Annotated in this window: 22 protein-coding genes and 1 pseudogene; 10 read left to right on the forward strand and 13 right to left on the reverse strand. The window is 72.3% G+C overall.

Annotated elements, in window-relative coordinates:
• From B0E54_RS10120 to pdhA, 5 genes and pseudogenes are all read right to left on the reverse strand, one after another.
• Positions 1-276, reverse strand: a pseudogene (locus tag B0E54_RS10120) (hypothetical protein); the annotation flags it as partial.
• Positions 277-620: 344 nt separating this feature from the next.
• Positions 621-758, reverse strand: a complete 138-nt coding sequence (locus B0E54_RS10125; protein WP_007454215.1) for a hypothetical protein — start codon at positions 756-758, stop codon at positions 621-623.
• A 219-nt stretch (positions 759-977) separates the two neighbouring features.
• Positions 978-2447, reverse strand: coding sequence for a dihydrolipoamide acetyltransferase family protein (locus B0E54_RS10130; protein ID WP_234583102.1), 1470 nt, complete (start codon positions 2445-2447; stop codon positions 978-980).
• Entirely contained in the window at positions 2444-3433 is a 990-nt protein-coding gene (locus B0E54_RS10135) for an alpha-ketoacid dehydrogenase subunit beta (protein ID WP_234583103.1), read from the reverse strand. Before B0E54_RS10135 ends, B0E54_RS10130 begins: the two co-directional genes overlap by 4 nt.
• Positions 3433-4608 carry a pyruvate dehydrogenase (acetyl-transferring) E1 component subunit alpha gene (gene pdhA / locus B0E54_RS10140; protein ID WP_234583104.1) on the reverse strand — a complete coding sequence of 392 codons (1176 nt, stop codon included), beginning with the start codon at positions 4606-4608 and terminating at the stop codon, positions 3433-3435. Before pdhA ends, B0E54_RS10135 begins: the two co-directional genes overlap by 1 nt.
• Positions 4609-5128: 520 nt before the next feature.
• Here pdhA and B0E54_RS10145 point away from each other — a divergent pair.
• Positions 5129-5956, forward strand: a complete 828-nt coding sequence (locus B0E54_RS10145) for a hypothetical protein (RefSeq protein ID WP_234583105.1) — start codon at positions 5129-5131, stop codon at positions 5954-5956.
• 164 nt (positions 5957-6120) lie between these two features.
• Complete coding sequence (locus B0E54_RS10150; RefSeq protein ID WP_234583106.1) at positions 6121-6744, forward strand: phosphatase PAP2 family protein; 624 nt, start codon at positions 6121-6123, stop codon at positions 6742-6744.
• A gap of 47 nt (positions 6745-6791) precedes the next feature.
• On the opposite strand, the gene B0E54_RS10155 is transcribed toward B0E54_RS10150, so the two are convergent.
• From B0E54_RS10155 to B0E54_RS10165, 3 genes are read right to left on the reverse strand one after another with little or no spacing between them, the layout of a single operon-like run.
• Entirely contained in the window at positions 6792-8015 is a 1224-nt protein-coding gene (locus tag B0E54_RS10155) for a hypothetical protein (protein ID WP_234583107.1), read from the reverse strand.
• A gap of 38 nt (positions 8016-8053) precedes the next feature.
• On the reverse strand, positions 8054-9739 hold the full coding sequence (locus B0E54_RS10160) for a GTPase (RefSeq protein ID WP_234583108.1): 1686 nt from the start codon (positions 9737-9739) through the stop codon (positions 8054-8056).
• Entirely contained in the window at positions 9736-11577 is a 1842-nt protein-coding gene (locus B0E54_RS10165; protein WP_234583109.1) for a GTPase domain-containing protein, read from the reverse strand. The genes B0E54_RS10160 and B0E54_RS10165 overlap by 4 nt, the downstream gene beginning before the upstream one ends.
• Before the next feature lie 220 nt (positions 11578-11797).
• On the opposite strand from B0E54_RS10165, the gene dnaK reads away from it, so the two are divergent.
• From dnaK to B0E54_RS10190, 5 genes are all read left to right on the forward strand, one after another.
• Positions 11798-13666, forward strand: a complete 1869-nt coding sequence (dnaK, locus tag B0E54_RS10170) for a molecular chaperone DnaK (protein WP_234583110.1) — start codon at positions 11798-11800, stop codon at positions 13664-13666.
• Between the two features lie 47 nt (positions 13667-13713).
• Positions 13714-14472 (forward strand): nucleotide exchange factor GrpE, encoded by a 759-nt coding sequence (grpE, locus tag B0E54_RS10175; protein WP_234583111.1) that lies wholly within the window; start codon positions 13714-13716, stop codon positions 14470-14472.
• A gap of 88 nt (positions 14473-14560) precedes the next feature.
• Positions 14561-15748 carry a molecular chaperone DnaJ gene (gene dnaJ / locus B0E54_RS10180; protein ID WP_234583112.1) on the forward strand — a complete coding sequence of 396 codons (1188 nt, stop codon included), beginning with the start codon at positions 14561-14563 and terminating at the stop codon, positions 15746-15748.
• A gap of 30 nt (positions 15749-15778) precedes the next feature.
• Positions 15779-16219 (forward strand): heat shock protein transcriptional repressor HspR, encoded by a 441-nt coding sequence (locus tag B0E54_RS10185; protein ID WP_234583207.1) that lies wholly within the window; start codon positions 15779-15781, stop codon positions 16217-16219.
• Between the two features lie 118 nt (positions 16220-16337).
• Complete coding sequence (locus B0E54_RS10190; protein ID WP_234583113.1) at positions 16338-16526, forward strand: hypothetical protein; 189 nt, start codon at positions 16338-16340, stop codon at positions 16524-16526.
• Between the two features lie 84 nt (positions 16527-16610).
• Here the strand turns inward: B0E54_RS10190 and B0E54_RS10195 are convergent, their stop codons facing one another.
• From B0E54_RS10195 to B0E54_RS10210, 4 genes are all read right to left on the reverse strand, one after another.
• Entirely contained in the window at positions 16611-17042 is a 432-nt protein-coding gene (locus B0E54_RS10195) for a hypothetical protein (protein WP_234583114.1), read from the reverse strand.
• 210 nt (positions 17043-17252) lie between these two features.
• Positions 17253-18458 carry a cation:proton antiporter gene (locus B0E54_RS10200; RefSeq protein ID WP_234583115.1) on the reverse strand — a complete coding sequence of 402 codons (1206 nt, stop codon included), beginning with the start codon at positions 18456-18458 and terminating at the stop codon, positions 17253-17255.
• Positions 18459-18463: 5 nt separating this feature from the next.
• Positions 18464-18964 carry a TrkA C-terminal domain-containing protein gene (locus B0E54_RS10205; RefSeq protein ID WP_234583116.1) on the reverse strand — a complete coding sequence of 167 codons (501 nt, stop codon included), beginning with the start codon at positions 18962-18964 and terminating at the stop codon, positions 18464-18466.
• A gap of 165 nt (positions 18965-19129) precedes the next feature.
• The gene (locus B0E54_RS10210) at positions 19130-19348 is read right to left on the reverse strand and encodes a winged helix-turn-helix domain-containing protein (RefSeq protein WP_139583606.1); all 219 of its coding nucleotides are present in this window, start codon (positions 19346-19348) and stop codon (positions 19130-19132) included.
• A gap of 244 nt (positions 19349-19592) precedes the next feature.
• Here B0E54_RS10210 and B0E54_RS10215 point away from each other — a divergent pair, with 244 nt between their 5' ends.
• Complete coding sequence (locus tag B0E54_RS10215) at positions 19593-19856, forward strand: hypothetical protein (RefSeq protein ID WP_234583117.1); 264 nt, start codon at positions 19593-19595, stop codon at positions 19854-19856.
• A gap of 160 nt (positions 19857-20016) precedes the next feature.
• On the opposite strand, the gene B0E54_RS10220 is transcribed toward B0E54_RS10215, so the two are convergent.
• The gene (locus tag B0E54_RS10220; RefSeq protein ID WP_234583118.1) at positions 20017-21153 is read right to left on the reverse strand and encodes an epoxide hydrolase family protein; all 1137 of its coding nucleotides are present in this window, start codon (positions 21151-21153) and stop codon (positions 20017-20019) included.
• An 84-nt stretch (positions 21154-21237) separates the two neighbouring features.
• On the opposite strand from B0E54_RS10220, the gene B0E54_RS10225 reads away from it, so the two are divergent.
• Both B0E54_RS10225 and clpB read left to right on the forward strand, forming a co-directional pair.
• Entirely contained in the window at positions 21238-21882 is a 645-nt protein-coding gene (locus tag B0E54_RS10225; protein ID WP_234583119.1) for a TetR/AcrR family transcriptional regulator, read from the forward strand.
• 86 nt (positions 21883-21968) lie between these two features.
• Positions 21969-24560, forward strand: a complete 2592-nt coding sequence (gene clpB, locus B0E54_RS10230) for an ATP-dependent chaperone ClpB (RefSeq protein WP_234583120.1) — start codon at positions 21969-21971, stop codon at positions 24558-24560.
• The last annotated feature ends 7 nt before the right edge of the window (positions 24561-24567 follow it).

Genomic DNA, 24567 nt, shown 5'->3' on the forward strand with positions numbered 1-24567 from the left:
GCCGGTGGCCCACGCGGGCTGTGCCGGGTCGCTGGGCTGCGGTGCGGCGGCGGCACCCCAGGCGGGGTTCGGCTGCTGCTCGGACTGGGTCGCCCAGGCCGGGGCGGACGGGTTCGGCCGCGCGGGTGGCGGGGGTGCCCAGCCCAGGTCGGGGCCGGCGGCGTTGTAGCCGTTGTCCGGCTGCGCCGGGCGGTCGCCGTACGGCGCCGGTCCGCCGGCGCCCGGTGACACCTCGTCCGGCTCCTGGCCGGGGCGGTGCGGGCCCTCGGACGTCATGGGTGCGCCTCCTCCATCACATGTCGGCCGCCGGTGCCGATCGGTCTCCTCGGCATGGCTGCCGGCGTCACCGGCGTACCGCCGTGCCGGCTCCCCGCACCGTATCTGGTGGCCGCACGAGGCGTCCAAAGGAGCACCGGTCGTCACTGCCCGTCGCCGGGTGGTGTCGAGCAGCTTCTATCGGCTCGGCGTCGGCCGGGCCGGCGGGCGGCGACCGAAGCCCACCGTACCGGGCGCTGCGGCAGGGCGGAATCCCGGTGTCAGGTGCTGGCGGAACGCCGATGGCCCACCCGGTGGGCCGGGTGGGCCATCGATCTGGAGGAGGTGAGGGATGTCGTGGAGCGTCAGCTCATGTGACGCTGGGCGATGACGAGGAGTTCCTCGCGAACGGCCGGCGAGTTGGCCGAGCGCAGCGCGTGCTCGATGGCACGGGCGCGGCGGTTGGCGTCGCGGTGGTTGCGGATTCGCTCGATCATGCTCATTGGTGGGTCCCCCTGGCTATTCGGTTGTCGGCCCCTGATGCATCTATTCAACCGCAGAACCCGCCCAACTTCCATCGATTATTAGGTGAGCTGAGACACCCGCCTAACAATCGAAGGTCAACGGGGGTTGTGGCCGACGGTTTCGTCGCCCAACGGACACGGCCGGTGTGCCGGGCGTTAACCCGTGGCACACCGGCCGTGGCTGGCGTTTCGGACCGGTCAGGTCCAGGCGAGCAGCGCCGCCTCGGGGTCGGCGAGGAAATCGCCGATGTCGCGCAGGAACTTCGAACCCAGCTCACCGTCGATGATCCGGTGGTCGAAACTCAGACCCAACGTGGTGACCTGCCGGGCCTTGACCTTGCCCTTGTGCACCCACGGCATCTCCCGCACCGCGCCGAAGGCGAGGATCGCCGACTCGCCCGGCGGCAGGATCGGCGTGCCGGTGTCCACCCCGAACACCCCGACGTTGGTGATGGTCAGGGTGCCGCCGGACATGTCCGCGGGCGAGGTGCGGCCGGACTTCGCCGTCTGCACCAGGCCGTTCAGCGCGTCGGCCAACTCCCGCAGCGAGAGCCGACCGGCGTCCTTCACGTTCGGCACGATCAGGCCACGCTCGGTGGCCGCCGCGATGCCGAGGTTGACGTACTCCTTGACGACGATCTCGTCGCCGGCCCAGGTCGAGTTGACCATCGGGTGACGCTTGACCGCCAGCAGCACCGCCTTCGCCACCAGCAGCAGCGGCGAGACCCGGACGTCACGCCACTCCCGCCGGCCCCGCAGGCGCTCCAGCGCCTTCATCGCCCGGGTCACGTCGACGGTCAGGAACTCCGTCACGTGGGGAGCGGTGAACGCCGAACGGGACATGTTCTCGGCGGTGAGCTTGCGGACGCCCTTGACCGGGATGCGCTGTTCACGGTCGGCGCCGAAACTCGCGGCGCTCGTCGCGGTCGAGGTGACCGCGACCGGCTCGGCCGCCGCCACGGAACCGCTCGCCGCCTGCTGTACGTCCTCCCGGGTGATCGAGCCCAGCGGCCCCGACCCGGTCAGCGTGCTCAGGTCGACGCCGAGGTCCTTGGCGAGCTTGCGTACCGGCGGCTTGGCCAACACGAGCCCGCCCGTCACCGGGCCACCAATTCCGTTACGGACCGGCTCCGGCGTGACCGGCTGCGGTGCGACAGGTGCGGGGGTGACCGGCGCCTCGGCCTGCGCCGGGACGGCACCCTTGCGGGGCCGACGCTTCGCGGCGGTGGTACGCGGGCCGTAGCCGACGAGCACCGCCGTCCGCCCGCCCGGGGCGGCACCGCCGATCAGGCCCGGCTCGATCATGCCCTCGGCCGGGGCCACCTCCACCGCCGCCAGCGAGGCCGCCGACGGGGTGGGCAGGTCGTCGCTGGGCGTGGCCGTCGTGGACGGCGCCTCCAGCGGGCCCGCGCCCGGGTCGGTGTCGATCGCGATGATCGGCGTACCGACCTCGACAGTCGCGCCCTCCGGGTGGTGGATCGCCTGCACCTGCCCGGCCCACTTCGCCGGGATCTCCACCGCCGCCTTGGCCGTCTCGACCTCGACGATCGGCTGGTTCAGCTCGATGGTGTCGCCGACCTTGACCAGCCAGGCCAGGATCTCGCCCTCGGTCAGCCCCTCGCCCAGGTCGGGCAGGTTGAACGTCTTGATCCGGGACATGTCGCTCACCAGCCGAAGGTGCGGTCGACGGCGTCGAGCACCCGGTCGAGGTCGGGCAGGTACTCCTCCTCCACCCGGGCGGCCGGGTAGGGGGTGTCGAAGCCCGTGACCCGCAGCACCGGCGACTCCAGGGAGTAGAAGCACTCCTCGGTGATCCGGGCGGCCAGCTCGGCGCCCAGGCCGATGTTGGACGGCGCCTCGTGCACCACCACCGCGCGGCCGGTGCGCTTCACCGACTCGTACGCGGCGGCGAGGTCCAGCGGGGACAGCGAGCGCAGGTCGATGACCTCCAGCTCCCGGCCGTCCTCGGCGGCGGCCGTCGCGGCCTCCAGGCAGGTCCGCACCATCGGCCCGTACGCCAGCACCGTCACGTCGGTGCCGGGCCGCACCACTCGGGCCGAGTGCAGGGGGTACGCGTCCGAGAGCGGCGCGTCCAGGTCGACGGGCCCCTTCTCCCAGTACCGCCGCTTGGGCTCCAGGAAGACGATCGGGTCGTCCGAGGCGATGGCCTGCTGGATCATCACGTACGCGTCCTGCGGGTTGGCGCAGGTCACCACCTTCAGGCCGGCGGTGTGGGCGAAGTACGCCTCCGGCGACTCGGAGTGGTGCTCGACGGCGCCGATGCCACCGCCGAACGGAATCCGGATGACCATGGGGATGCTGAGCCGGCCGCCCGAGCGGTAGTGCATCTTCGCGACCTGCGACACGATCTGGTCGTACGCGGGGTAGACGAAGCCGTCGAACTGGATCTCGCAGACCGGCCGGTAGCCACGGATGGCCAGGCCGACGGCGGTGCCGATGATGCCGGACTCGGCCAGCGGGGTGTCGATCACCCGCTGGTCGCCGAAGTCCTTCTGGAGCCCGTCGGTGATCCGGAAGACGCCGCCGAGCTTGCCGACGTCCTCGCCCATGATGACGACCTTGGGGTCGGTCTCCAGGGCGCGGCGCAGGCCGGTGTTGAGTGCCTTGCCGAGGGTGAGCGTCTCCGTGGCCATCAGTGGGCGCTCCCCTCGAACGACTCCATGTAGCTGTTGAACTGCGCACGCTGCTCGTCGAGCAGCGGAGACCCGTTGGGGTAGACGTTGTCGAACATCGTCACCGGCTCCGGGTCGGGCATGGTGAGCACCCGTTCGCGCAGGTGCACCGCCTCCCGGCGGGCCTGCTCGTCGACCTCGGCGAAGAAGGCCGCGTCGGCGATCTGCTGCTTCTCCAGGAACGCCTTGACCCGCAGGATCGGGTCCTTGGCCTGCCAGGACTCCACCTCGCTGGCGATCCGGTAACGGGTCGGATCGTCGGAGGTGGTGTGCGCGCCCATCCGGTAGGTGTACGCCTCGATCAGGCTCGGGCCCTGCCCGTGCCGGGCGTTGTCCAGCGCCGTGCGGGTGACCGCGTACGACGCCAGCACGTCGTTGCCGTCCACCCGTACGCCGGGGAAACCGAAGCCGGCGGCCCGCTGGTAGAGCGGGACGCGGGTCTGCCGCTCCAGCGGCTCGGAGATCGCGTACTGGTTGTTCTGGCAGAAGAAGACCAGCGGCGCGTTGAACACGCTGGCCCAGACGAACGCCTCGTTCACGTCGCCCTGGCTGGTGGCCCCGTCGCCGAAGTAGGCGATCGCTGCCTCGCCGTCGTCGGTGCCGACCTTGCCGTCCATGGTGATGCCCATGGCGTATCCGGTCGCGTGCAGGGTCTGCGCGCCGATGACGATCGTGTACATGTTGAACTTGAACTCGTTCGGGTCCCAGCCGCCCTGGTCGACGCCGCGGAACAGACCGAGCGGCATGATCGGGTCGATGCCCCGGCAGTAGAGGACGCCGTGCTCCCGGTAGGTCGGGAAGGCCATGTCCTGCGTCCGCAGCGCGCGCCCGGAGCCGACCTGCGCGGCCTCCTGGCCGAGGAGGCTGGCCCAGAGGCCCAGCTCGCCCTGCCGCTGGAGCGCGGTCGCCTCGGCGTCGAGCTTGCGGACCAGCACCAGGTCGCGGTAGAGCCCGCGGTACTCCTCGTCGGTGAAGTCGACGCGGTACTCGGTGCCGTCCGGCCCGGTGGCGCTGTCGATCCGCTCGCCTTCGGGGGTGAGCAGCTGCACCAGCTCGGGGTCGCCGGTCGCGCCCTTCTTGGAGCGGGGAGCTGCCCGCCTGCTGCGGGTGGTGCCCCCGGGGTCGCCCTTTGCCATCGGTCTCTCCCTGTCGTGTCTGCGTCGGCACCGGGGGATCACCCGGCCACGCAACTCGTGCGCCTGCCCGGCTGCTGCCGGACCGGTTCCTGGCGGCCGCGCCTAGCCCCGGTGGGGGTTGCCGCGCGGCGTGAGCCGGGTTCTGGCCGAACCCGGATCGGGAGCGCCGGCGCCGGGCCGCGCCTGCCGCGAGGGTGCGCGGAGGTCACGGCTGCGTTGCCGTCGTGCTCCATATTCGCAGAGCAGGTGAGCGCGCCCACAGTACGCCCGCCTCGCATTCCGACCGCCTACGGTTTGATGTTCTTTGTCGCCATCGTGCCGTCCTGCGTCCACCGGGCGTTCCGGTGCTGATTCGTCACCGTTCGGTCAGTGCCGCGTGTCGACACGCGGTGGATGTTGGCTGACGGAGGGTGACTGGGCGAGGCTGATTACCGCAGGAACGTGCCGATCGGGTGATTAGCCGGATTCCGCCGGTGAGCGTTCGGCGAGTCCTTCAGGCGGCGACGACAAGGGGTGTGCGGTGGACGAGCCAGGTGACGGTCCCGGCACACCCATGCTCGGCCGCCACCGGTCGCCGGGCGGCTACCGCCGGGTGATCGGGTCGCACCGGGCACCCGGCGCGGGCGGGCCCTCCCGGGGTTACCTGCTCACCGTCGCCCTGTTGGCAGGCACCGCGTCGATGCCCGTCCTCGCCGCGGTCAGCGCTGGCTCGGCCACCCCGGGCAGCAGCGCGTTACCGGACACCAGCACCCCGTTCATCCCGACCCCGTCGGTCGGGCCGGTGGTCATTCCGATGCCGGTGACCAGTCAGCCGCCGCCGATCGCGTTGCCGTCACCGGGCACACCCAGCGCCGGTCCGACCGCGACCGCCGACTGGGTGCCCGCCGCTCCCTGGCGTCTCCCGGACGAGTCGTGGTCCGGCCCGAGGGCCGACGACCGGGTGCCCGCCCCCCGCGAGGTGCCCGCGCCGCCAGCGCCGCGACCCACCCGGAGCGCCCCGCCGGCCGCACCGCCGCCCCCGCACCCGGCCAGCCCGTCGCCGTCGCCGGCACCGACCGCGTCACCGGACCCGGACCCGACCGGAACGTCCGACCCGAGCCCGTCGCCGACCGATCCGTTGACACCGACCACGAACGACCCGTCGACACCTACAGCGACCGACCCGGCAACACCCTCATCGACCGACCTGCCGACGGCTACGGCCGTCCCCACCAGCACCCTCTCCGCGCCGGCAAGCCCCGCCCCACCACGGGCGACCCCAAGCCCGCCCGAGCCCACCACCGCGCCCACGCCGTCACCACCGCACAGCGCCCCGGCCGCCCCGGTTCTGGCCGCCGGGCCTCGGTGATCAAGAAGTTCGGGTCAGGAATCGGGGTCGCGGTGACGCAAACTTCTTGATCATCACGGTGAGCGGCCACCGGTCGTGGTGGTCCCGCGCCTCCCTGGCTCACCCCGGCGGTACGGTGACGAGCAGGCGGTGGTCGGCGGTAGGCGCGTACCGGAGGGGGTGGCGTGGGCGGCGGTGTGGAACCCCGCCCGGTCGCCGTCCGGCCCGGTCCGGGGCTGCGGGTCGCCCGACTGGTCACCGAGCTGACCGCCCCGGCCGTGCTGGTGTCGCTGCTGATGATCGCCGTGAGCTGGCACAGCGCCCGGGGCAGTGCCCGCGGCCTGCTCTGGGGTCTGCTCGCGACGTTCTTCGTCACCGGCATCCCGTTCGCCTACATCGTCGGCGGGGTCCGCCGCGGTCGGCTCACGGACCACCACATCGGCCGTCGGGAGCAGCGCCGGGTGCCGCTGCTGGTCGGCCTCGGCTCGGTCGCCGCCGGGCTCGCCCTGCTCGTCGTCCTCGGTGCACCCCGGCCGTTGCTGGCGCTGGCGGTGGCCGGGCTGGTCGGCCTGGTGGTCGCCGTGTCGGTGAGCCACTGGTGGAAGATGTCGATCCACTCGGCGGTCTCCGCCGGCACCCTGGTCATCCTGGCGCTGACCTTCGGGCGCGGGTTCCTCGTCGCCGCGCCGCTGTTGGGCGTGGTCGGCTGGTCCCGCGTACGCCTGCGGGACCACACCGTCGCGCAGGTGCTCGCCGGCGGTGCGCTCGGCGCGCTGATCGCCGCGGTCGTCTTCGGTCTGCTGCGCTGAGCGACCGTCGCCGGGCGGGCGGCGCGGTGCCGCCCGCCCGACGGTCGTCAGGCGCCGTCGTCGGCCAGGCGGTGGCGGTTCGCCTCGATCCAGGCGTCCAGCGCGGCCGGGTCGTCCGGGTCCACGCCGTCGGCCATCAGTTGCGCGACCGCGGCGGTGGCCGGGCTGCGCCGCTCGCCGGTCGAGTAGAGCCGGGCGAACTCCGGCACCATCTCCTCGATCGCCTCGTCGGTGCGCGTCGCGGCCGCCTCGGGCAGCCCGCGCTGCCGCGACGCGTACCGGGCCCAGGCGCGCAGCACCCGGGGCAGCATCGCCGCGTCGTCCATGTCCAGCACGGCACGGCGGTGCACCCAGTCGAGCAGGAAGAGCCCGGACACGGCCGGGCTCCACCGCATCGGGTCGGCGTCCGGGAAGCTCGCCGAATGGTCCAGCAGCAGGCTCAGGCAGAAGTGCAGCGAGGCCAGTTCCGGGCCGTCGACGCTGTCGAGCCCGAACCGGGCGGCCTCCGGCGCCGCCAGGAACCGCCGGACCAGGTCGGTGCGCTCGGCGGCGGACAGCGGCTCGACCTCCGCCGGGCCGGTCGGGTCGGCGGCTGTGGGGAGCAGCGCCAGCCGGGCGCCGACCAGCGCGCGGTCGGTGGCGAGCGAACCCTCGCCGGGCAGCTCGGTCAGGTCGTCGGTGACCGAGAGGTGCCGGGCCACCTCGCCCCGCAGCCGGGACGGGTCCTCGGTGCGGAACCAGGTCAGCTCGTCGTCGGCGCACATCTGCCGGACCTGGTCCAGGATCCGCTCCGCCGGCCCGCCGACGAAGATGTCCTTGGTGATCCCGATGTTGTGGTCGATCAGAGCCACCAGGGCGTGCTCCGGGCCACCGGCCGCGTCGTCGTACGCGAACGTGGCGAGGTAGGAGGTCTGGTCGCCGTACACGTCGCCGTACGCCCAGCTGCCGGTGAGGTGCACCCGGCCGAGCTGCCCGGACCAGGCGGGTGCCTGGCTGCCCGGACGCACCCGCTCGGAGCCCTCGGCGGTCGGGACGAGCGTGGCGAAGACCTGCCGGATGGTGGTCGCCGCCGCGATCCGGCGGCGGGCGGTGGCGGCGAGGAACCCGGTGACGAACTCCCGCACGGCGGTGTCGCGGTCGGTCTCCGCGATCGAGTAGACACTGCCCAGCAGCGCGCTGCCGAGCATCTCGGCATCCAGGGCGGACTCCAGCTTGGTCACGTCGCGTGCGGCGTGCAGCACCGCGTCGTAAGGGGTCTGAGGCGTGGCCATGCTTCGACCCTACGCCGGTCGGGGCGTACGCAGAGGCGTCAGCGGCGGGCGGCGTCCCGCAGCGCGTCGCGTGCCTGCGCGTAGGAGGCCAGCACGATCCGCACCGGGGCGAGCACGTACTCCTCGCCGACCTCGGCGACCCGGACCGTCAGCCGTTGCCGGGCGCGGGCCCGCGCCCGCTGAGCGGCCCAACGCACCACCGGCCGGGTCAGCGCCGCCACCAGCAGCCCGGCCAGCAGGCCACCGAGCAGCAGCACGGTCGGCATGGGCACCTGCCCGACAGTCGGGTTGTCCAGCGCGGGCAGGCCGAGCGCCCGCAGCGCGTAGCCGAGCGCCAGCCAGCCCAGGCCGACGAGGGCGGCCAGGGTGACCAGCCACTGCACACCCCCGACGACACGCCACCACACCGGCTGACGGTCCAGGCCGAGGTCCGTGCCGGCGATCGCGCCGTCCAACGCGTCCGGTAGGTCGTCGAGACGGGACCGGGCCGCGGAGGTGACCGCCGTCGGCCAGGCCGCGGGCAGACCGCTGGCGGCCCGGTCAGCCACCGCACGGATCGCCAGGCCGAGCGCCGAGCGCTGGGCGGCCGTCGGATCGGGCACCGAGGTCGCCGAGACCAGGCTCTCCGCCGGGTCGGCTGCGCCGCCGGTCGGGCCGGGAAGGTGCAGCCGGCGCAGCGGGTCGGGTCGGAGCCGGCGCCAGCCCCGCACCACAGGCCAGCCGGTCGCCGCGCCGGCCCGATGCCGGTACGCCCGCTCCACCGCCTCACTCACCGCCGGCACACCTGCCGTGCCGGCCAGCGCCCGGTTCAGCGCGGCGACGCTCGCGTCGTCCGGGCCACCCGCCGGTCGGGCCGAGCCGACCAGCTCGTCCAGCCCGGCGACCACGGTGTCGACGTCGCCGGCCAGTCGACGCAGGGCGGCCTGGCGCTCGGCGACCGTACGCTCCAGCGCGGTGCGCAGCCCGACCATCCCGGCCGGGTCGATGGCGGTGGTGGCGAGCAGTGGCACACCGGTCAGCCCGTCCGCGTCGAGCAGCCGGCGCAGGTCGTCCAGGACGCGGGGCAGCTCGGTCGGTGGCAGCCGGTCGGCCTGGTTGAGCACGACGAGCGTGACGTCGCGGTGCCGGTGGAACTCGCGCAGGTAGCTGTCGTGGATGACCCGGTCGGCGTACTTCTGCGGGTCGACCACCCAGACCACCTGGTCGACCAGGCCGAGCAGCCGGTCCACCTCCAGACGGTGGGACCGCTGCACCGAGTCGAAGTCGGGCAGGTCGAGCAGGATCAGCCCGTGCAGCGCCGTCTCGTCGTCCCCGTCGAGCGCGCTCTCCCGGACGAAGCGGTGCCGGGGCAGCACCCCGGTCCAGTCGAGCAGCCGGTTGGCGCCCTCCAGCGGCCCCCACACGCACGCGTGCGTCACGCCGGTGGTCGGCCGGCGGACCCCGACCGGGGAGAGTTCCAGCTGGGCCAGCGCGTTGAACAGGCTGGACTTGCCGCTGCCGGTGGCGCCGGCGAGCGCCACCACGGTGTGGTCGCGGGACAACGCGAGCCGGGTGCCGGCCCGCTCGACGAGGGTGTGCGCGGGCACCAGCTCGGCGTCCGGCAGTAGGCCGTCGACGGCGGTCAGGAACCGGCGTACGGCGTCCAGGCGGGCGATCAGCGCGTCGGGGTCGACCCGCTGGTCACCGCGGAACGCCTCGCGTACCCGGCCGGCGATGTTGGTCACCGCGAACCCTCCTCGTCGCCGACCGGCAGGGCGCCGTCGCCGGTGGCCAGGCCGCTGCGGTGCCGGGCCAGCTCGACCCGTCCGGCGGCCCGGCGCAGCGCGTCACCGGCCGCCTCGGCGGGCCGGGCTTCGGCGGTGCGGGCCAGGAACCGCTCGGCCTCCGCGTCCAGCAGCGTCCGGACCCGCGCCACCAGGTCGACCCGGGCCTTGGCGGCGAGGGTACGCACCGCCTGGTCGCCGAAGATCGCCTGGAGGACGGCCTGCGCGGCGACAGTCGTGCCGGCCCCGGTGGCCAACTCCAGCCCGGTGGGGATGAACGCGGTCGAGGCGAACACGGCGATCATCACGGCCAGCCCGGTGGCGTTCACCGCGTAGGCGGCGGTGCGGGCCACGAAGCGCTTGTCGCCGCCCTCGACCCGGACCAGCTCCAGCACGCCGCGTTGCCAGTCGCGGACCATCCGTTCGGCGCGTTCGGGCAGGTCGTCGCTCGGGTGGGCGAGCCCGGGCTCCAGCAGGTCCGCTCCCGCCGGGTGTGCCTTCCACCCGGTGTACGCGGATTCGGCGGCCTCGGACGCGACGCCCCGCAGCAGGGTGACGAGCTGCGACTCGATGGCGTTGCGCAGCTCGGCGGCCGGCGCGGGCCGACCGGTGACGGCGGCCACCACCCGGTCGCGGAGTCGCCCGATGCGGGCCTCCAGCGTGCGGAAGAACTCGCCGGTGCCGACGAACTCCTGCCAGCGGGCCAGGACCTCACCGCGGAGCAGTCGACCGTCCTGCAGGCCCTGCTCGACGGTCCGCTCGGCTCCCCGGTACGCGGCCCGGACCCGTTCGTCCAGCCCGTCGGCGGCGGTGACCTGCTCGTCGGCCGCGTCGGCCAGCTCCTCGACGGCGGGGTGCAGGGCGGCCAGCGCGCCGTCCAGGGTCTGCCGGACCACCGCCGCGCGGGCGTCGGCGTCGGCGGCCAGCCGGGCGAACCAGTCGGCCAGCGGCGCGGTGGCCCCTTCGGGCAGCAGCCCCTGACCGTCGACCCAGGTCTCCGGGAGGACGAACAGCGGCGCCCGGCCCAGATCCTGCGCGGCGAGCATCTCGGTCAGGTGGGCGGCGATCTCGTCGCTGGCCTCGGCGGGCACCCGGTCGAGCACCATCGCGATCACGGCGCCCCGGGCCCGCGCGCTGCGCAGCAGCTCCCACGGCACCGCGTCGGCGTACCGGGCGGCGGTGGTGACGAAGAGCCAGAGGTCGGCGGCGGCGAGCAGTTGGCTCGCGAGCGCCCGGTTGGCGTCGACGACGGAGTCGATGTCCGGTGCGTCGAGGAAGGCCAGACCCGGCGGCAGGGCGGGGGCGGTGACCAGGTGCAGGGAGCGTGGATCGTCGCTCGGCTCGGTGGTGCGGGTCAGCCCGGGCAGCAGGTCGCCCTGCCGGAACCAGGACGCGTCGGCCGGGTTGCAGACGAGCACCGGGGAGCGGGTGGTGGGCCGCAGCACACCTGCGGCGCTGACCCGGGCCTTGACCAGGCTGTTGACCAGGGTCGACTTGCCCGCGCCGGTGGAGCCGCCGACCACCACGAGCAGCGGGGCGTCCAGTCGGGCGAGCCGGGGCAGCAGGTAGTCGTCGAGCTGGTCGGTGAGGGCGCTCGCGGCGTGCCGGGCGGCCTTGGCGGAGGGCAGGGCTAGCGGATAGCGGGTCGCGCCGATCGCGGCCCTCAGGCCCGACAGCGCGCCGGGGAGGCTGTCGTCCCCGGTGGTGGCGGGCTGCTCCTCCGCGGCGTCCGGCGGGCCGGTGCGGGCTGCGACGGCGGGCGCGCCGGAACGGGTGGCGGAATCGCCGTGCGTCGTCACCGCTAAAGCGTGCCCGACCGATGCAAGGGAAGACAACCGGACGGTAATAACGGCTGGGTTGCGTCGGGTCGGCTCAACTCGACTTGACGATTCGCCAACGCGTGGCACTATTGAGTCAAGTTCACTCAACTTGTGGTGGGGTCCGCTGCGGGCGGCGCCCGCCGAGCAGTCGCGGGCGGTGCCCGCCACCTGCACAACCTTACGAAGCGAGGAAGCGAAGATGGCACGTGCGGTCGGTATCGACCTCGGCACGACGAACTCCTGCGTCAGCGTTCTCGAGGGCGGTGAGCCCACCGTCATCGCCAACGCTGAGGGCTCGCGGACGACCCCGTCGATCGTCGCGTTCGCCCGCAACGGCGAGGTGCTCGTCGGTGAGGTCGCCAAGCGCCAGGCGGTGACCAACCCGGACCGGACGATCCGTTCGGTCAAGCGCGAGGTCGGCACGAACTGGTCCGTCGACATCGACGGCAAGAAGTACACCCCGCAGGAGATCTCGGCCCGGACGCTGATGAAGCTCAAGCGGGACGCCGAGGCGTACCTGGGCGAGCAGATCACCGACGCGGTGATCACCGTCCCGGCCTACTTCAACGACAGCCAGCGCCAGGCCACCAAGGAGGCCGGTGAGATCGCCGGCTTCAACGTGCTGCGGATCGTCAACGAGCCGACCGCGGCCGCCCTGGCGTACGGGCTGGACAAGGGTTCCAAGGAGCAGACCGTCCTGGTCTTCGACCTCGGCGGCGGCACCTTCGACGTGTCGCTGCTGGAGCTCGCCGAGGGCGTCATCGAGGTCAAGTCGACGAGCGGTGACAACCACCTCGGTGGCGACGACTGGGACCAGCGGATCATCGACCACCTGGTCAAGACGTTCCGCGGCGAGCACGGCATCGACCTGGGCCAGGACAAGATGGCCCTCCAGCGCCTCCGTGAGGCCGCCGAGAAGGCCAAGATCGAGCTGTCCGCCGCCACCACGACCAACATCAACCTGCCGTACATCACCGCCGGCGCGGCCGGCCCGCTGCACCTCGACGTGACGCTGAGCCGCGCCGAGTTCCAGCGGATGACGCAGGACCTGCTGGACCGCTGCAAGGGCCCGTTCGAGCAGGCCGTGAAGGACGCCGGGATCAAGATCTCGGACGTCGAGCACGTCATCCTCGTCGGTGGTTCCACCCGGATGCCCGCCGTGACCGACCTGGTCAAGCAGCTCACCGGGCGCGACCCCAACAAGGGCGTCAACCCGGACGAGGTCGTCGCCGTCGGCGCCGCCCTCCAGGCCGGTGTGCTCAAGGGTGAGGTCAAGGACGTCCTGCTGCTCGACGTGACCCCGCTGAGCCTGGGCATCGAGACCAAGGGCGGCATCTTCACCAAGCTCATCGAGCGCAACACCACCATCCCGACCAAGCGCTCCGAGGTCTTCACCACGGCGGACGACAACCAGCCGTCGGTGCTGATCCAGGTGTTCCAGGGTGAGCGGGAGATCGCGGCGTACAACAAGAAGCTCGGCACCTTCGAGCTGACCGGCCTCCCGCCGGCGCCGCGCGGCGTGCCGCAGATCGAGGTCGCCTTCGACATCGACGCCAACGGCATCGTCAACGTGCACGCCAAGGACCTGGGCACCGGCAAGGAACAGAAGATGACGATCACCGGCGGCTCGTCGCTGCCGAAGGACGACATCGAGCGGATGCGCCGGGACGCCGAGGAGCACGCGGAGGAGGACAAGCGCCGCCGCGACGACGCCGAGACCCGCAACGTGGCCGAGGCGCTCCAGTGGCAGACCGAGAAGTTCCTCGCCGAGAGCGGCGACAAGCTGCCCAGCGAGAACCGGGAGCAGCTCAACGAGGCGCTCGGTGAGCTGCGCGGTGCCCTCGGCGGTCAGGACATCGAGAAGATCAAGACCGCCCACGAGAAGCTGGCGCAGGTCTCCCAGCAGGCCGGGTCGCTGCTCTACTCCCAGCAGGCCGAGCAGGGCCAGCAGCCGGGTGGCGAGGCCGGCCCGGGTGCGGCAGGTGCGACCGGTCCGCAGGCCGGCGCCACCGGTGGCGCCGACGACGTGGTCGACGCGGAGATCGTGGACGAGGACGGCAAGAAGTGACCAACGGCCTCCGACACGTATCCACGGCGAAGGGATGAGGTAGCCGCATGACGCAGAAGCCACGAGCCGCCGACCCGGGCGACACCGGGTCGACGCCGGGTGGCTCCGCGCCCACGGAGCCGACCACCGGCGACGGGGAGCGGGTCGTCATCCGCAACAACCGCAAGCTCACCGACACGTCGGAGCCGGAGGGCACCGCCGCGGACGCGGGCAGCGACGTACCGGCCGAGGGCCTGGTCGAGGACGCCGAGATCGTGGTCGACGAGATCGAGGTCGAGGTCAACGCCACCGACGGGCCGGAGCCGTCCGGCCCGCCGGTGGTGGACGCCCCGGCGCAGCCGGTCGACGGCGGTGGGGTCGGCACGTCGCTCGGCGCCGAACTGGAGGCGCTCCGGGCCGAGCTGGACGAGCGGACCAGGGACCTCCAGCGGGTGTCGGCGGAGTACGCCAACTACCGCAAGCGGGTCGACCGGGACCGCAGCCTGGTGCAGGAGCAGGCGACCGGCTCGGTGCTGGCCGCGCTGCTGCCGATCCTCGACGACCTGGACCGGGCCCGGGAACACGGTGACCTGGTCGGGCCGTTCGGAACGGTGGCGGAACAGCTCACCACCGCGCTGGGCAAGTTCGGCCTGAACGCCTTCGGCGAGCAGGGCGACCCGTTCGACCCGACCCGGCACGAGGCGGTCGCGCACCAGACCTCGGCCGAGGTCAGCGAGCCGACCTGCGTGCAGGTCATGCGGCGCGGCTACCAGCTCGGTGAGCGACTGCTGCGCCCCGCGCTGGTCGCGGTTGCGGATCCGGAATAGTGCGAGACAGTGACCGGGCCGTCCCGTCCCCCGCACCGCGGTGGACGGGACGGCCGGGCCACGACTGTCGGAAGGGGGTGGTGGACCGGTGAGTTCGAAGGACTGGCTCGAGAAGGACTTCTACGCCGTGCTCGGCGTGGACAAGGCCGCCTCCGCGGACGACATCAAGAAGGCGTACCGCAAGCTGGCCCGGGAATCGCACCCGGACCACAATCCGGGCGACCCGAAGGCCGAGGAGCGGTTCAAGGCCGTGTCCGAGGCGTACAACGTGCTGTCGGACGCCGGCCGTCGCCGGGAGTACGACGAGATGCGGTCGCTGTTCAGTTCCGGCGCGTTCCGGCGTAACGCCCGGGCGGGCGGCCAGCCGGGCGGGGTGCCGTTCGACGTCTCCGACCTGTTCGGTGGTGGTGCCGGCGGCGGTGGTGACCGCCGCTTCGGCGGGGCCGGCTTCCAGGACCTGTTCAGCTCGATCTTCTCGGGCGGGCAGGCCGGTGGGCAGGCCGCTCCGCGTGGGCCCGCGCGTGGCCGGGACGTGGAGACCGAGGTGGCTCTGGACTTCGGCGACGCGGTGCGCGGGGTGACCCTGCCGCTGACGTTGCGCGCCCCCGGTGTCTGCGACACCTGCCACGGCAACGGCGCCAAGCCCGGCACCCAGCCGCGTACCTGCCCGGTCTGTCACGGGGCCGGGGTCACGACCCGCAACCAGGGGTCGTTCAGCTTCTCCGAGCCGTGCGGCAACTGCCAGGGCGTCGGCACCGTGGTGGAGGAGAAGTGCCCGGAGTGCCACGGCAGCGGCGGGGTCACCAAGACCCGCACGATGAACGTGCGCTTCCCGGCCGGCGTGGCCGACGGGCAGCGCATCAGGCTGGCCGGGCGCGGTGAGCCCGGTGAGCGCGGTGGCCCGGCCGGCGACCTCTTCGTACACGTCAAGGTCCGGCCGGACGAGCTGTTCGGGCGTACCGGAGACGATCTGACGTTGACCGTGCCGGTGACCTTCGCGGAGGCCGTGCTCGGCACGGACCTGCGGGTGCCCACGCTCGACGGCGCGGTGACGTTGCGGGTTCCGCCCGGCACGCCCAGCGGGCGGGTGCTGCGGGCCCGGGGCAAGGGTGTGGTCCGCCGCGACGGGCAGGCGGGTGACCTGCTGGTCACCCTGGACGTGGTGGTGCCGGCCCGGCTGTCGGACGAGGCGCGGGCGGCGCTGGAGGCGTTCGCCGAGCAGAGCCCGCCGGCGGCGCGGGAACATCTCGACGCCCGGGTGCGTCGGGTCGGTTAGTCCGGTGGGATGGACGCGGAGGTGAGCGGGATGTCGGGCGAGTTCCTCGGTTCGGGTGACCCTGCCTACGAGGCCAAGGTGCTCATGATCTCGGTGGCGGCACGGATGGCGGGGATGCACCCGCAGACGCTGCGCCAGTACGACCGGTTGGGGCTGGTGCAGCCCGGCCGGGCTGCCGGCGGTGGCCGTCGGTACAGCGTCCGGGACGTGGTGCTGCTGCGCGAGGTGCAGCGGCTCAGCCAGGACGACGGGATCAACCTGGCCGGCGTCAAGCGGATCATCGGGCTGGAGCGGTTGCTGGAGCAGGCGCAGCAGCGGGTCGCACGGCTGGAGGCGGAGCTGGACGCCGCGTACCGCCGGGTGGCCGAGCTGGAGTCGCTGGCCCGCTTTCCGGGCCAGGATCTGGTGCCGACCAACCGCACGTCCACCGCGCTGGTGGTCTGGCGTCCCCGCCGTACACCCGACCGCTGAACCTGCTTCTCGGCCTGCCCGTGCCGGAATTTCCGGCGCGGGCCAGGCCGTTTCCGTTAGCCTGTCGATACGGGTCCTATCGCCTTAATTCGGGCCTATCGGCGCGGTTGGGGGAGCGATGACGGAACCGGCGAAGAAAGTGGCCCAGCAGACGGAGGACCGGCTGGAAGACCTGGCCGACACCGTCCGGGAGAAGTTCGACAAGGTGACCGAGGGAAGTTTCCGGGACCGGATCAAGGAGGGGCGCTTCGCCGAGCAGTCCGACGGCGACCACCGCCGAGCCGAGACCGAGCGCAAGCAGGACTGATCCGGTAACCGACGTGCGGGCCGGGACCCACGGGGGGTCCCGGCCCGTTCGCCTCTGCTCGCTTGCTCGGGGCGGGCCGCGGCCTCAGCCGAGGCGGCGGTTCTCGCGGACCAGGCCGCCCTCGCACCAGTCCCGGTAGACGAAGAGATCCGGCCGGGCCAGCAGGACGCGGCCGTTGTGCGCCCAGATCCTCATCAGCTCGTCGCCGTCACGCTCGGCCTGCTCGACCAGCTTGCGGAAGCGGCGCTTGGGATGGGCCCGGAAGTTCGTCCGGATGCCGTCCGCGGCGTAGATGTAGAGGCAGTGCAGCGCGAAGCGCCGCGCGGGGCAGGTCGGGTCCATCGCCAGCTCGAAGAGCGTCAGCACCAGGCGGTCGCCGGAGACCAGGAGGTCCCAGTCGGGTGGCATGGAGGACAACGGCACCGAATCGGGCTGGTACGCCCAGGCTCGCAACTCCGCCGGCGTCGGATCGACGGGGTTGGCAAAGCCGTGGAACGTCGACTCCTGCACGCTCACCGGCCAACCTTCCGCTCTCGCCCGCGTCTGGCAACGCTGCCTGCGGACCGTGGCTGCTGGGGCGAAACGGTAACCCGCCGCCGGGTGCTGCGGTAGTACCCGCAGGGAGCAATTCGGCATCCGCCGGCCGGCCCGGCCCCGAACGGCCGTTCGGGTGTCCTGGCCAGCGCCGCCACCGCGCCTACAGGGGCGCGGCGGCGGCGCTGAGCGTCAGTCGTGGACCGGCACCGGCTCCCGCCGCTGGGCCGCCGCGCGGTTGCGCAACCACCGCTTGAACCACGGGAAGTCGGGCAGTCGAGCCAGGATCGGCCCGGTCACCACGGTGATCAGGACGTACGTCGCGGCGAGCGCGGCCAACCGCGGCTCGACGCTGCCGGCCGCCACCGCGAGCCCGGCGATGACGATCGAGAACTCTCCTCGGGGTACGAGGGCCAGGCCGGCTCGCCAGCGACCGGGTTCGGCGATGCCGACGCGGCGGGCCGCGAGGTAGCCGGTAAGCGTCTTCGTCGCCATGGTGACCACGGCCAGCGCGAGCGCCGGCAGCAGCACCGGCGGGATCTCCCGTGGGTCGGTGACCAGACCGAAGAAGACGAAGAACACCGCGGCGAACAGATCCCGCAGTGGCGAGAGCAGTTCGGTGGCGTGGTGGGCCACCGGACCGGAGAGAGCGATGCCGACCAGGAACGCGCCGACCGCCGCCGACACCTGCAGCTTCGCCGCGATGCCCGCGATCAGCAGGGTCAGGCCGAGTACGCCGAGCAGCAGCGCCTCCGGGTCCTTCGCCGACAGGGCGGACGAGATGAGGTGGCCGTACCGGATGGCGACCACCAGGACGATCAGCACCGTGGCCACCGCGACGGTGAGCGCGATGCCGCCGCCGAGCAGGCCGGTGCCGGCCAGTACGGCGGTGACCAGCGGCAGGTAGAGCGCCATCGCCAGGTCCTCGATCACCAGGACCGAGAGGATCACCGGGGTCTCCCGGTTACCGAGGCGGCCGAGGTCGGCGAGGACCTTGGCGATCACCCCCGAGGAGGAGACCCAGGTGATGCCGCCGAGCACCAGGGCGGCCACCCAGTCCCAGCCGAGCAGCAGGGCGAAGATGGCGCCGGGTAACGCGTTGAGGACGCCGTCGATCAGACCGGCCGGTGCCGCCGAGCGGAGGTTGCCGACGAGCTCGTTGGCCGAGTACTCCAGGCCGAGCATCACCAGCAGCAGGATGACGCCGATCTCGGCGCCGACCGCGAAGAACTCCTCGCTGGCGGCGAGCGGAAGCAGCCCGCCGTGCCCGAAGGCGAGCCCGGCGAGCAGGTAGAGGGGGATGGGCGAGAGGCCGACCCGGCGGCTGAGTCGGCCGAGGAGCCCGAGCAGCAGCAGCAGCGCGCCGACTTCGACGAGCAGTGTGGTGGATTCGTGCATCCGCCTCAGCCGTCCGGGTCACTGTCGGCGAGGATGGCGGACACGCCGTCGAGACCCTGACGGGTCCCCACGACGACCACCACGTCACCGGCCGCGAAGCGGAAGGATGGCTCGGGCGACACGTTCACATTGCCGTCGCGCAGCACCGCCACGATCGAGGCGCTGGTGCGGGTGCGAGCCTTGGTGTCACCGAGCATCCGGTTGACGTACCGCGAACCGGCCGGGATGGCGATCTGCTCGGTGAGCAGACCGGCAGCCTGCTCGCGCAGCCCGGACAGCTGACCGAGCATCAGCGACGCGCCGAGAATGTCGGCCAGCGCCTCCGCCTCGTCGTCGGTCAGCGGGATGTCCGCCTGGCAGGAGTCGGGATCATCCGGGTCGTAGAAGACAAGATCACGGCGGCCATTGCGGTGGGAGACCACGCCCAGGCGGCGTCCGGACTCCGTCACCAGATCGTGGCGTACCCCGATCCCCGGTAAGGCGGTCTGCTCGACACGTACTCGCACCCGCCCAGGCTACCGCGAGGTGAACGGCACACAGATCTTGGAAGGTTCCGCCCGGCACCCTTGATCAACACCAGATCGCCGATATCGCGGTATCCCGGGCGGCAGGACACCCCCAGATCAGCGATCCCGTGTCGATCTAGAGCGCGCTGCCACGCCTTGGGAGGTCTACGGCTTCTCCGCCACGAATACGCCAACGCCTTCCAACGTCTCGGTCAAGCCGGTCGCCCGGAGGATCATCATGGCCTTGCCGACCACGGTGTCCGACACGCCGTACTCCTTGCAGAGCTGCGACCGGCTCGGCAGCTTCGTGCCGGGCGGCCAAGCGCCTGATTCGATCTTCGTTCGTAGCTCGTCTGCGAGCACCTGGTACTGCTGCTTGGGCATACACACTCCCCGGATGGCACGCCCATTCGATCACGCGAGTACCTACAACCTCAAGCAATTGGAGCTTGGTCGTTGACCTGCAACCGCCACCGCTTGTAGGTTCGGTTCGAACGCTTCCGGATGGCACTGGAACGCTCAGGGGGCCGGGGCGAGCTCCCCCGTGGTTCGTCCCGGCCCTGCTCTCTTCTACCGCGCTGTGCACTGCGAGGAGGACCACGCTCATGCCTGAACTGGTACGACGCTGATGACCGGGCGGTTCGTCATCCACCTGCCGATCTCGGCGCCCGATCTGGCGCGGGCCAAGATGCTGGGTCGGACGGCCGGAAGGTCGCTGGCCTTCCTCGCTCGGATCGACCTCGGCGGGATCACGGTCTCCACCGAGGACGACCAAGGGGCTCGGCACTGGGTCTTCTGCGACCGGCGGCTGGATGGTGGTCGTCGCTGCGTGCTTCGGGCTGACCACGAGACGCCCTGCACCGCCCGCCTCCCCCGCCGGGCCGGCGGCTGACGGCGGCCACTGCCGGGGTTGATCGACTCGGTTTCGGCGATATCGGGGTGTCCCGGGGGCCGGATACCCCGTTTTCCAGGAAGACGTGTCGATCTACCGGCCGTGCACGCGCCAGCGCCCGCCCGGGACGGACGGGCGGGCACTGGCGGCACGGGCATGGTCAGCGGAGGCTGGCGAAGAACTCGCGGATGTCACCGACCAGCACGTCGGTGGCCTGGTGGGCGGCGTAGTGACCGCCGACGTCGCCGCGTCCATCGACGTCCCTCTCGTACGCCGTCCAGCGGACGATGTTCGCGTGGTCCCGTTCGGCGAAGCGGCGGATGGACTGGAAGTCGCCGGGGAACATGGCCAGCGCCGTCGGTGTCGTGGTCGGCTCGGACGGCTGCTGACCGGCGTGCGCGTCCTCCCAGTAGAAGCGGATGGCCGAGGCGGCAGTGCCGGTGAACCAGTAGAGCGCCACGTTGGCCAGCACGAAGTCGTCGTCCACGCTCTCGTCGAAGAGTTGCGCGTTCCAGGCGAGCAGCCCGACTGGCGAGTCGGCCAGTCCGTACGCCAGGGTCTGCGGCTGCTGGCTGTGCACCTGGTTGAAGGAGAACTTGTTCTCGTAGAACCACTGGAGGTGTCCGAGCGCCGCCTGGTCCGCCTCGGACAGCCCGGCGAACTCGGCCGGGTCGCCGGACGGGAACGAGAAGAGTTGGGTGACGTGCACGCCGAGGACGTGCTCGGTGTCGATCCGGCCCAGCTCCGGCGCGATCATCGAGCCGGCGTCGTTGCCGACCGCGCCGTAGCTGTCGTACCCCAGGCGGTTCATCAGCTCGGCCCACGCGCGGGCGGTGCGGAAGCGGTTCCAGCCGGCGCTGCGGGTGGGGCCGGAGAAGCCGTAGCCGGGCAGCGACGGGATGACCAGGTGGAAGGCCGGCGCGGCCGGGTCGGTCGGCTCGGTGAGCGGGCCGATCACGTCCAGGTATTCCAGCACCGAGCCCGGCCAGCCGTGGGTGAGCACCAGGGCGGTGGCGTCCGGCCGGGACGACCGGACGTGCAGGAAGTGGATCTGCTCACCGTCGATCTCCGTGACGAACTGCGGGTGGGCGTTCAGCCGGGCCTCGACGGCCCGCCAGTCGAACCCGTCCCGCCACCTGTCGGCGAGCGCGCGCACCCGGTCGGCGCTCATCCCGTACGCGTCGCCGGCGCCGGGCAGCTCGGCCGGCCAGTTCGTGCGACCGAGGCGGGCGGCCAGGTCGTCGAGGGCGCTCTGCGGGATCTCGACGCGGAACGGACGGATCGCGGTGCCGGTCATCTCGAACTCCTTCGGAACGGAATGTTTCGTTCTGCAATGACAGTAGCAGACCGGAACGATCCGTTCCACTGCTATCCTCTGGTCATGTCGACGACGCCCCCCAAGGCCCTGGCCGGTCGCCGCGCCCAGGCCGCCCGCAACGACGAGGTGATCCTCGAAGCCGCCCGCGCGGTCTTCCTCGACGACCCGAAGGCGCCGATCGCCGCCGTCGCGGACCGCGCGGGCGTCGGCATCAGCGCGCTCTATCGGCGGTACGCGGGCAAGGAGGCCCTGCTGCGCCAGCTCTGTCACGACGGGTTGCGCCGCTACATCGCCGTGGCCGAGGAGGCGCTCGCCGAGCCGGACGACTGGACCGCGTTCGCCGGGTTCCTCGCCGCTGTGGTCGACGCCGACGTGCACTCGCTCACCGTCCACCTGGCCGGCACCTTCACGCCACCCGAGGAGATGGGTCGGGACGCGCTGCGCGCCGGCGAGCTGGCCACCGCGCTCGTCGAGCGGGCGCACGCCAGTGGGCGACTGCGGCCCGACGTGGTCGTACAGGACCTGGGGCTGGTGCTGGAGGCGTGCGCGGCGGTGCGCGTACCCGATGCGGAGCGGACCGCCCAGCTGCGCCGCCGGCAGCTCGCGGTGCTGATCGGCGGCCTGTCGACGGCGCCGGACTCCGACCCGCTGCCCGGCCCGCCCCCGGCGGCCGGGGAGTTCGACTGGCGGTGGCGGCTCCGGGAGTGACGACCGTCACAGCGGTAAGGTTGAGCGGAATACGCTCAACTCTGGTTGTGTCCAACCCAGTGGACAACGCCGATCCGGGGGAGCCCATGAACACCGAGAAACTGACCACCAAGAGCCGCGAAGCCATCACCGGCGCCGTCGCGCTGGCCAACCAGCGTGGCCACGCCACAGTCGAGCCCTGGCACCTCCTGCTGTCCCTGCTGGACACCGACGGCTCGACCGCCGCCGGCCTGCTGCGCGCCGTCGGGGCCGACCCGGCCGAGCTGCGCCGGGCCGCCCAGCGGGCGGTCGACGCCCTGCCGGCCGCCCGGGGCTCCAGCATCGCCGAGCCCACGCTGGCCCGGGAGTTCGTCAACGCCATCGGCGCCGCCGAGCAGATCGCCCGGCCGCTGGGCGACGAGTACACCTCCACCGAGCACCTGCTCGCCGGCCTGGCCCGGGTGGGCGGCGCGGTGTCCGACTCGCTGAAGTCGGCCGGCGCCACCGAGGAAGCACTGGTCGCCGCCTTCCCGACCGTCCGCGGCGGAGACCGGCGCGTCACCACCGCCGACCCGGAGCAGACCTACCAGGCGCTCACGAAGTACGGCGTCGACCTGACCGCCAGCGCTCGCGACGGCAAGATCGACCCGGTGATCGGCCGGGACTCCGAGATCCGCCGGGTCATCCAGGTGCTCTCCCGGCGTACGAAGAACAACCCGGTGCTGATCGGCGAGCCCGGTGTCGGCAAGACCGCCATCGTCGAGGGCCTCGCCCAGCGGATCGTGGCCGGCGACGTCCCCGAGTCGCTGCGCGACAAGAAGCTGGTCTCGCTGGACCTCGGCGCGATGGTCGCCGGCGCGCAGTACCGCGGCCAGTTCGAGGAGCGACTGAAGTCCGTCCTGGAGGAGATCAAGAACTCCAACGGGCAGGTCATCACGTTCCTCGACGAGTTGCACACAGTCGTCGGCGCCGGCAAGGGCGAAGGTTCGATGGACGCCGGCAACATGCTCAAGCCGATGCTGGCCCGCGGTGAGCTGCGGATGGTCGGCGCCACCACGCTGGACGAGTACCGCGAGCACATCGAGAAGGACCCGGCGCTGGAGCGGCGCTTCCAGCCGGTGCTGGTCGGCGAGCCGACGATCGAGGACACCATCGGCATCCTGCGTGGGCTCAAGGAGCGCTACGAGGTGCACCACGGCGTCCGGATCACCGACGCCGCGCTGGTCGCCGCCGCGACGCTCTCCGACAGGTACATCACCGACCGGTTCCTGCCGGACAAGGCGATCGACCTGGTCGACGAGTCCGCGTCCCGGCTGCGGATGGAGATCGACTCCCGCCCGGTCGAGGTGGACGAGATCGAGCGGGCGGTCCGCCGGCTGGAGATCGAGGAGATGGCGCTGGCCAAGGAGCCGGACGCCGCGTCCGCCGAGCGCCTGGCGCGGCTGCGCCAGGAGTTGGCCGACAAGCGCGAGCAGCTCACCGTGCTCTCCGAGCGCTGGCAGACCGAGAAGAGCCACATCACCAAGCTCTCCACAGCCAAGGAGGAGTTGGAGCGCCTGGGCGGCGAGGCCGAGCGGGCCGAGCGGGACGGGGAGCTGGAGCGCGCCGCCGAGCTGCGCTACGGCCGGATCCCCGCCCTGAAGGTCGAGCTGAAGCAGGCCGAGGAGGAACTGGCCCAGCTCCAGGCCGACGGCGCGATGCTCAAGGAGGAGGTCGGCGCGGACGACATCGCCGCGGTGGTCGCCTCGTGGACCGGCATCCCGGCGGGCCGCCTGCTCGAAGGTGAGACGGCGAAGCTGCTGCGGATGGAGGAGTCGCTGGGCGGCCGGGTGGTCGGCCAGGCCGAGGCCGTGGGCGCGGTGTCCGACGCCGTACGCCGGGCACGGGCCGGTGTCGCCGACCCGGACCGTCCGACGGGCAGCTTCCTCTTCCTCGGCCCGACAGGTGTCGGCAAGACGGAGCTGGCCAAGGCGCTCGCCGAGTTCCTCTTCGACGACGAGCGGGCGATGGTCCGCATCGACATGAGCGAGTACGGCGAGAAGCACTCGGTGGCCCGCCTGGTCGGTGCCCCGCCCGGTTACGTGGGCTACGAGGAGGGCGGGCAGCTCACCGAGGCGGTGCGCCGCCGGCCGTACTCGGTGATCCTGCTGGACGAGGTGGAGAAGGCCCACCCGGACGTCTTCGACGTGCTGCTCCAGGTGCTCGACGACGGTCGGCTCACCGATGGTCAGGGCCGCACGGTGGACTTCCGCAACGCGATCCTGATCCTCACCTCCAACCTCGGGTCGTCGGTGATCAGCGATCTGACGCTGGCCGAGGAGCAGCGCCGGGAGGGCGTCCTGGCCGTGGTCCGGTCGCACTTCAAGCCGGAGTTCCTCAACCGGCTGGACGACATCGTGGTCTTCGCCGCGCTGCGCGGGGACGATCTGCGCTCCATCGTGGACATCCAGCTCGACCGGATGCGAGACCGTCTCGCGCACCGTCGGTTGGCACTGGACACCACCGACGCCGCCCGTACGTGGCTGGCGGAGCACGGCTACGACCCGATCTACGGTGCCCGCCCGCTGCGCCGCCTGGTCCAGACCGCCATCGGCGACCAGTTGGCCAAGGCCCTGCTGAGCGGATCGATCCGAGACGGCAACACGGTAAAGGTGGACCTCACCCCCGCCACCAACACCCTCACGGTAACCCCAGCCTGACCCCGCC

The organism is Micromonospora sp. MH99 (assembly GCF_021442385.1).
Taxonomy (GTDB): domain Bacteria; phylum Actinomycetota; class Actinomycetes; order Mycobacteriales; family Micromonosporaceae; genus Micromonospora.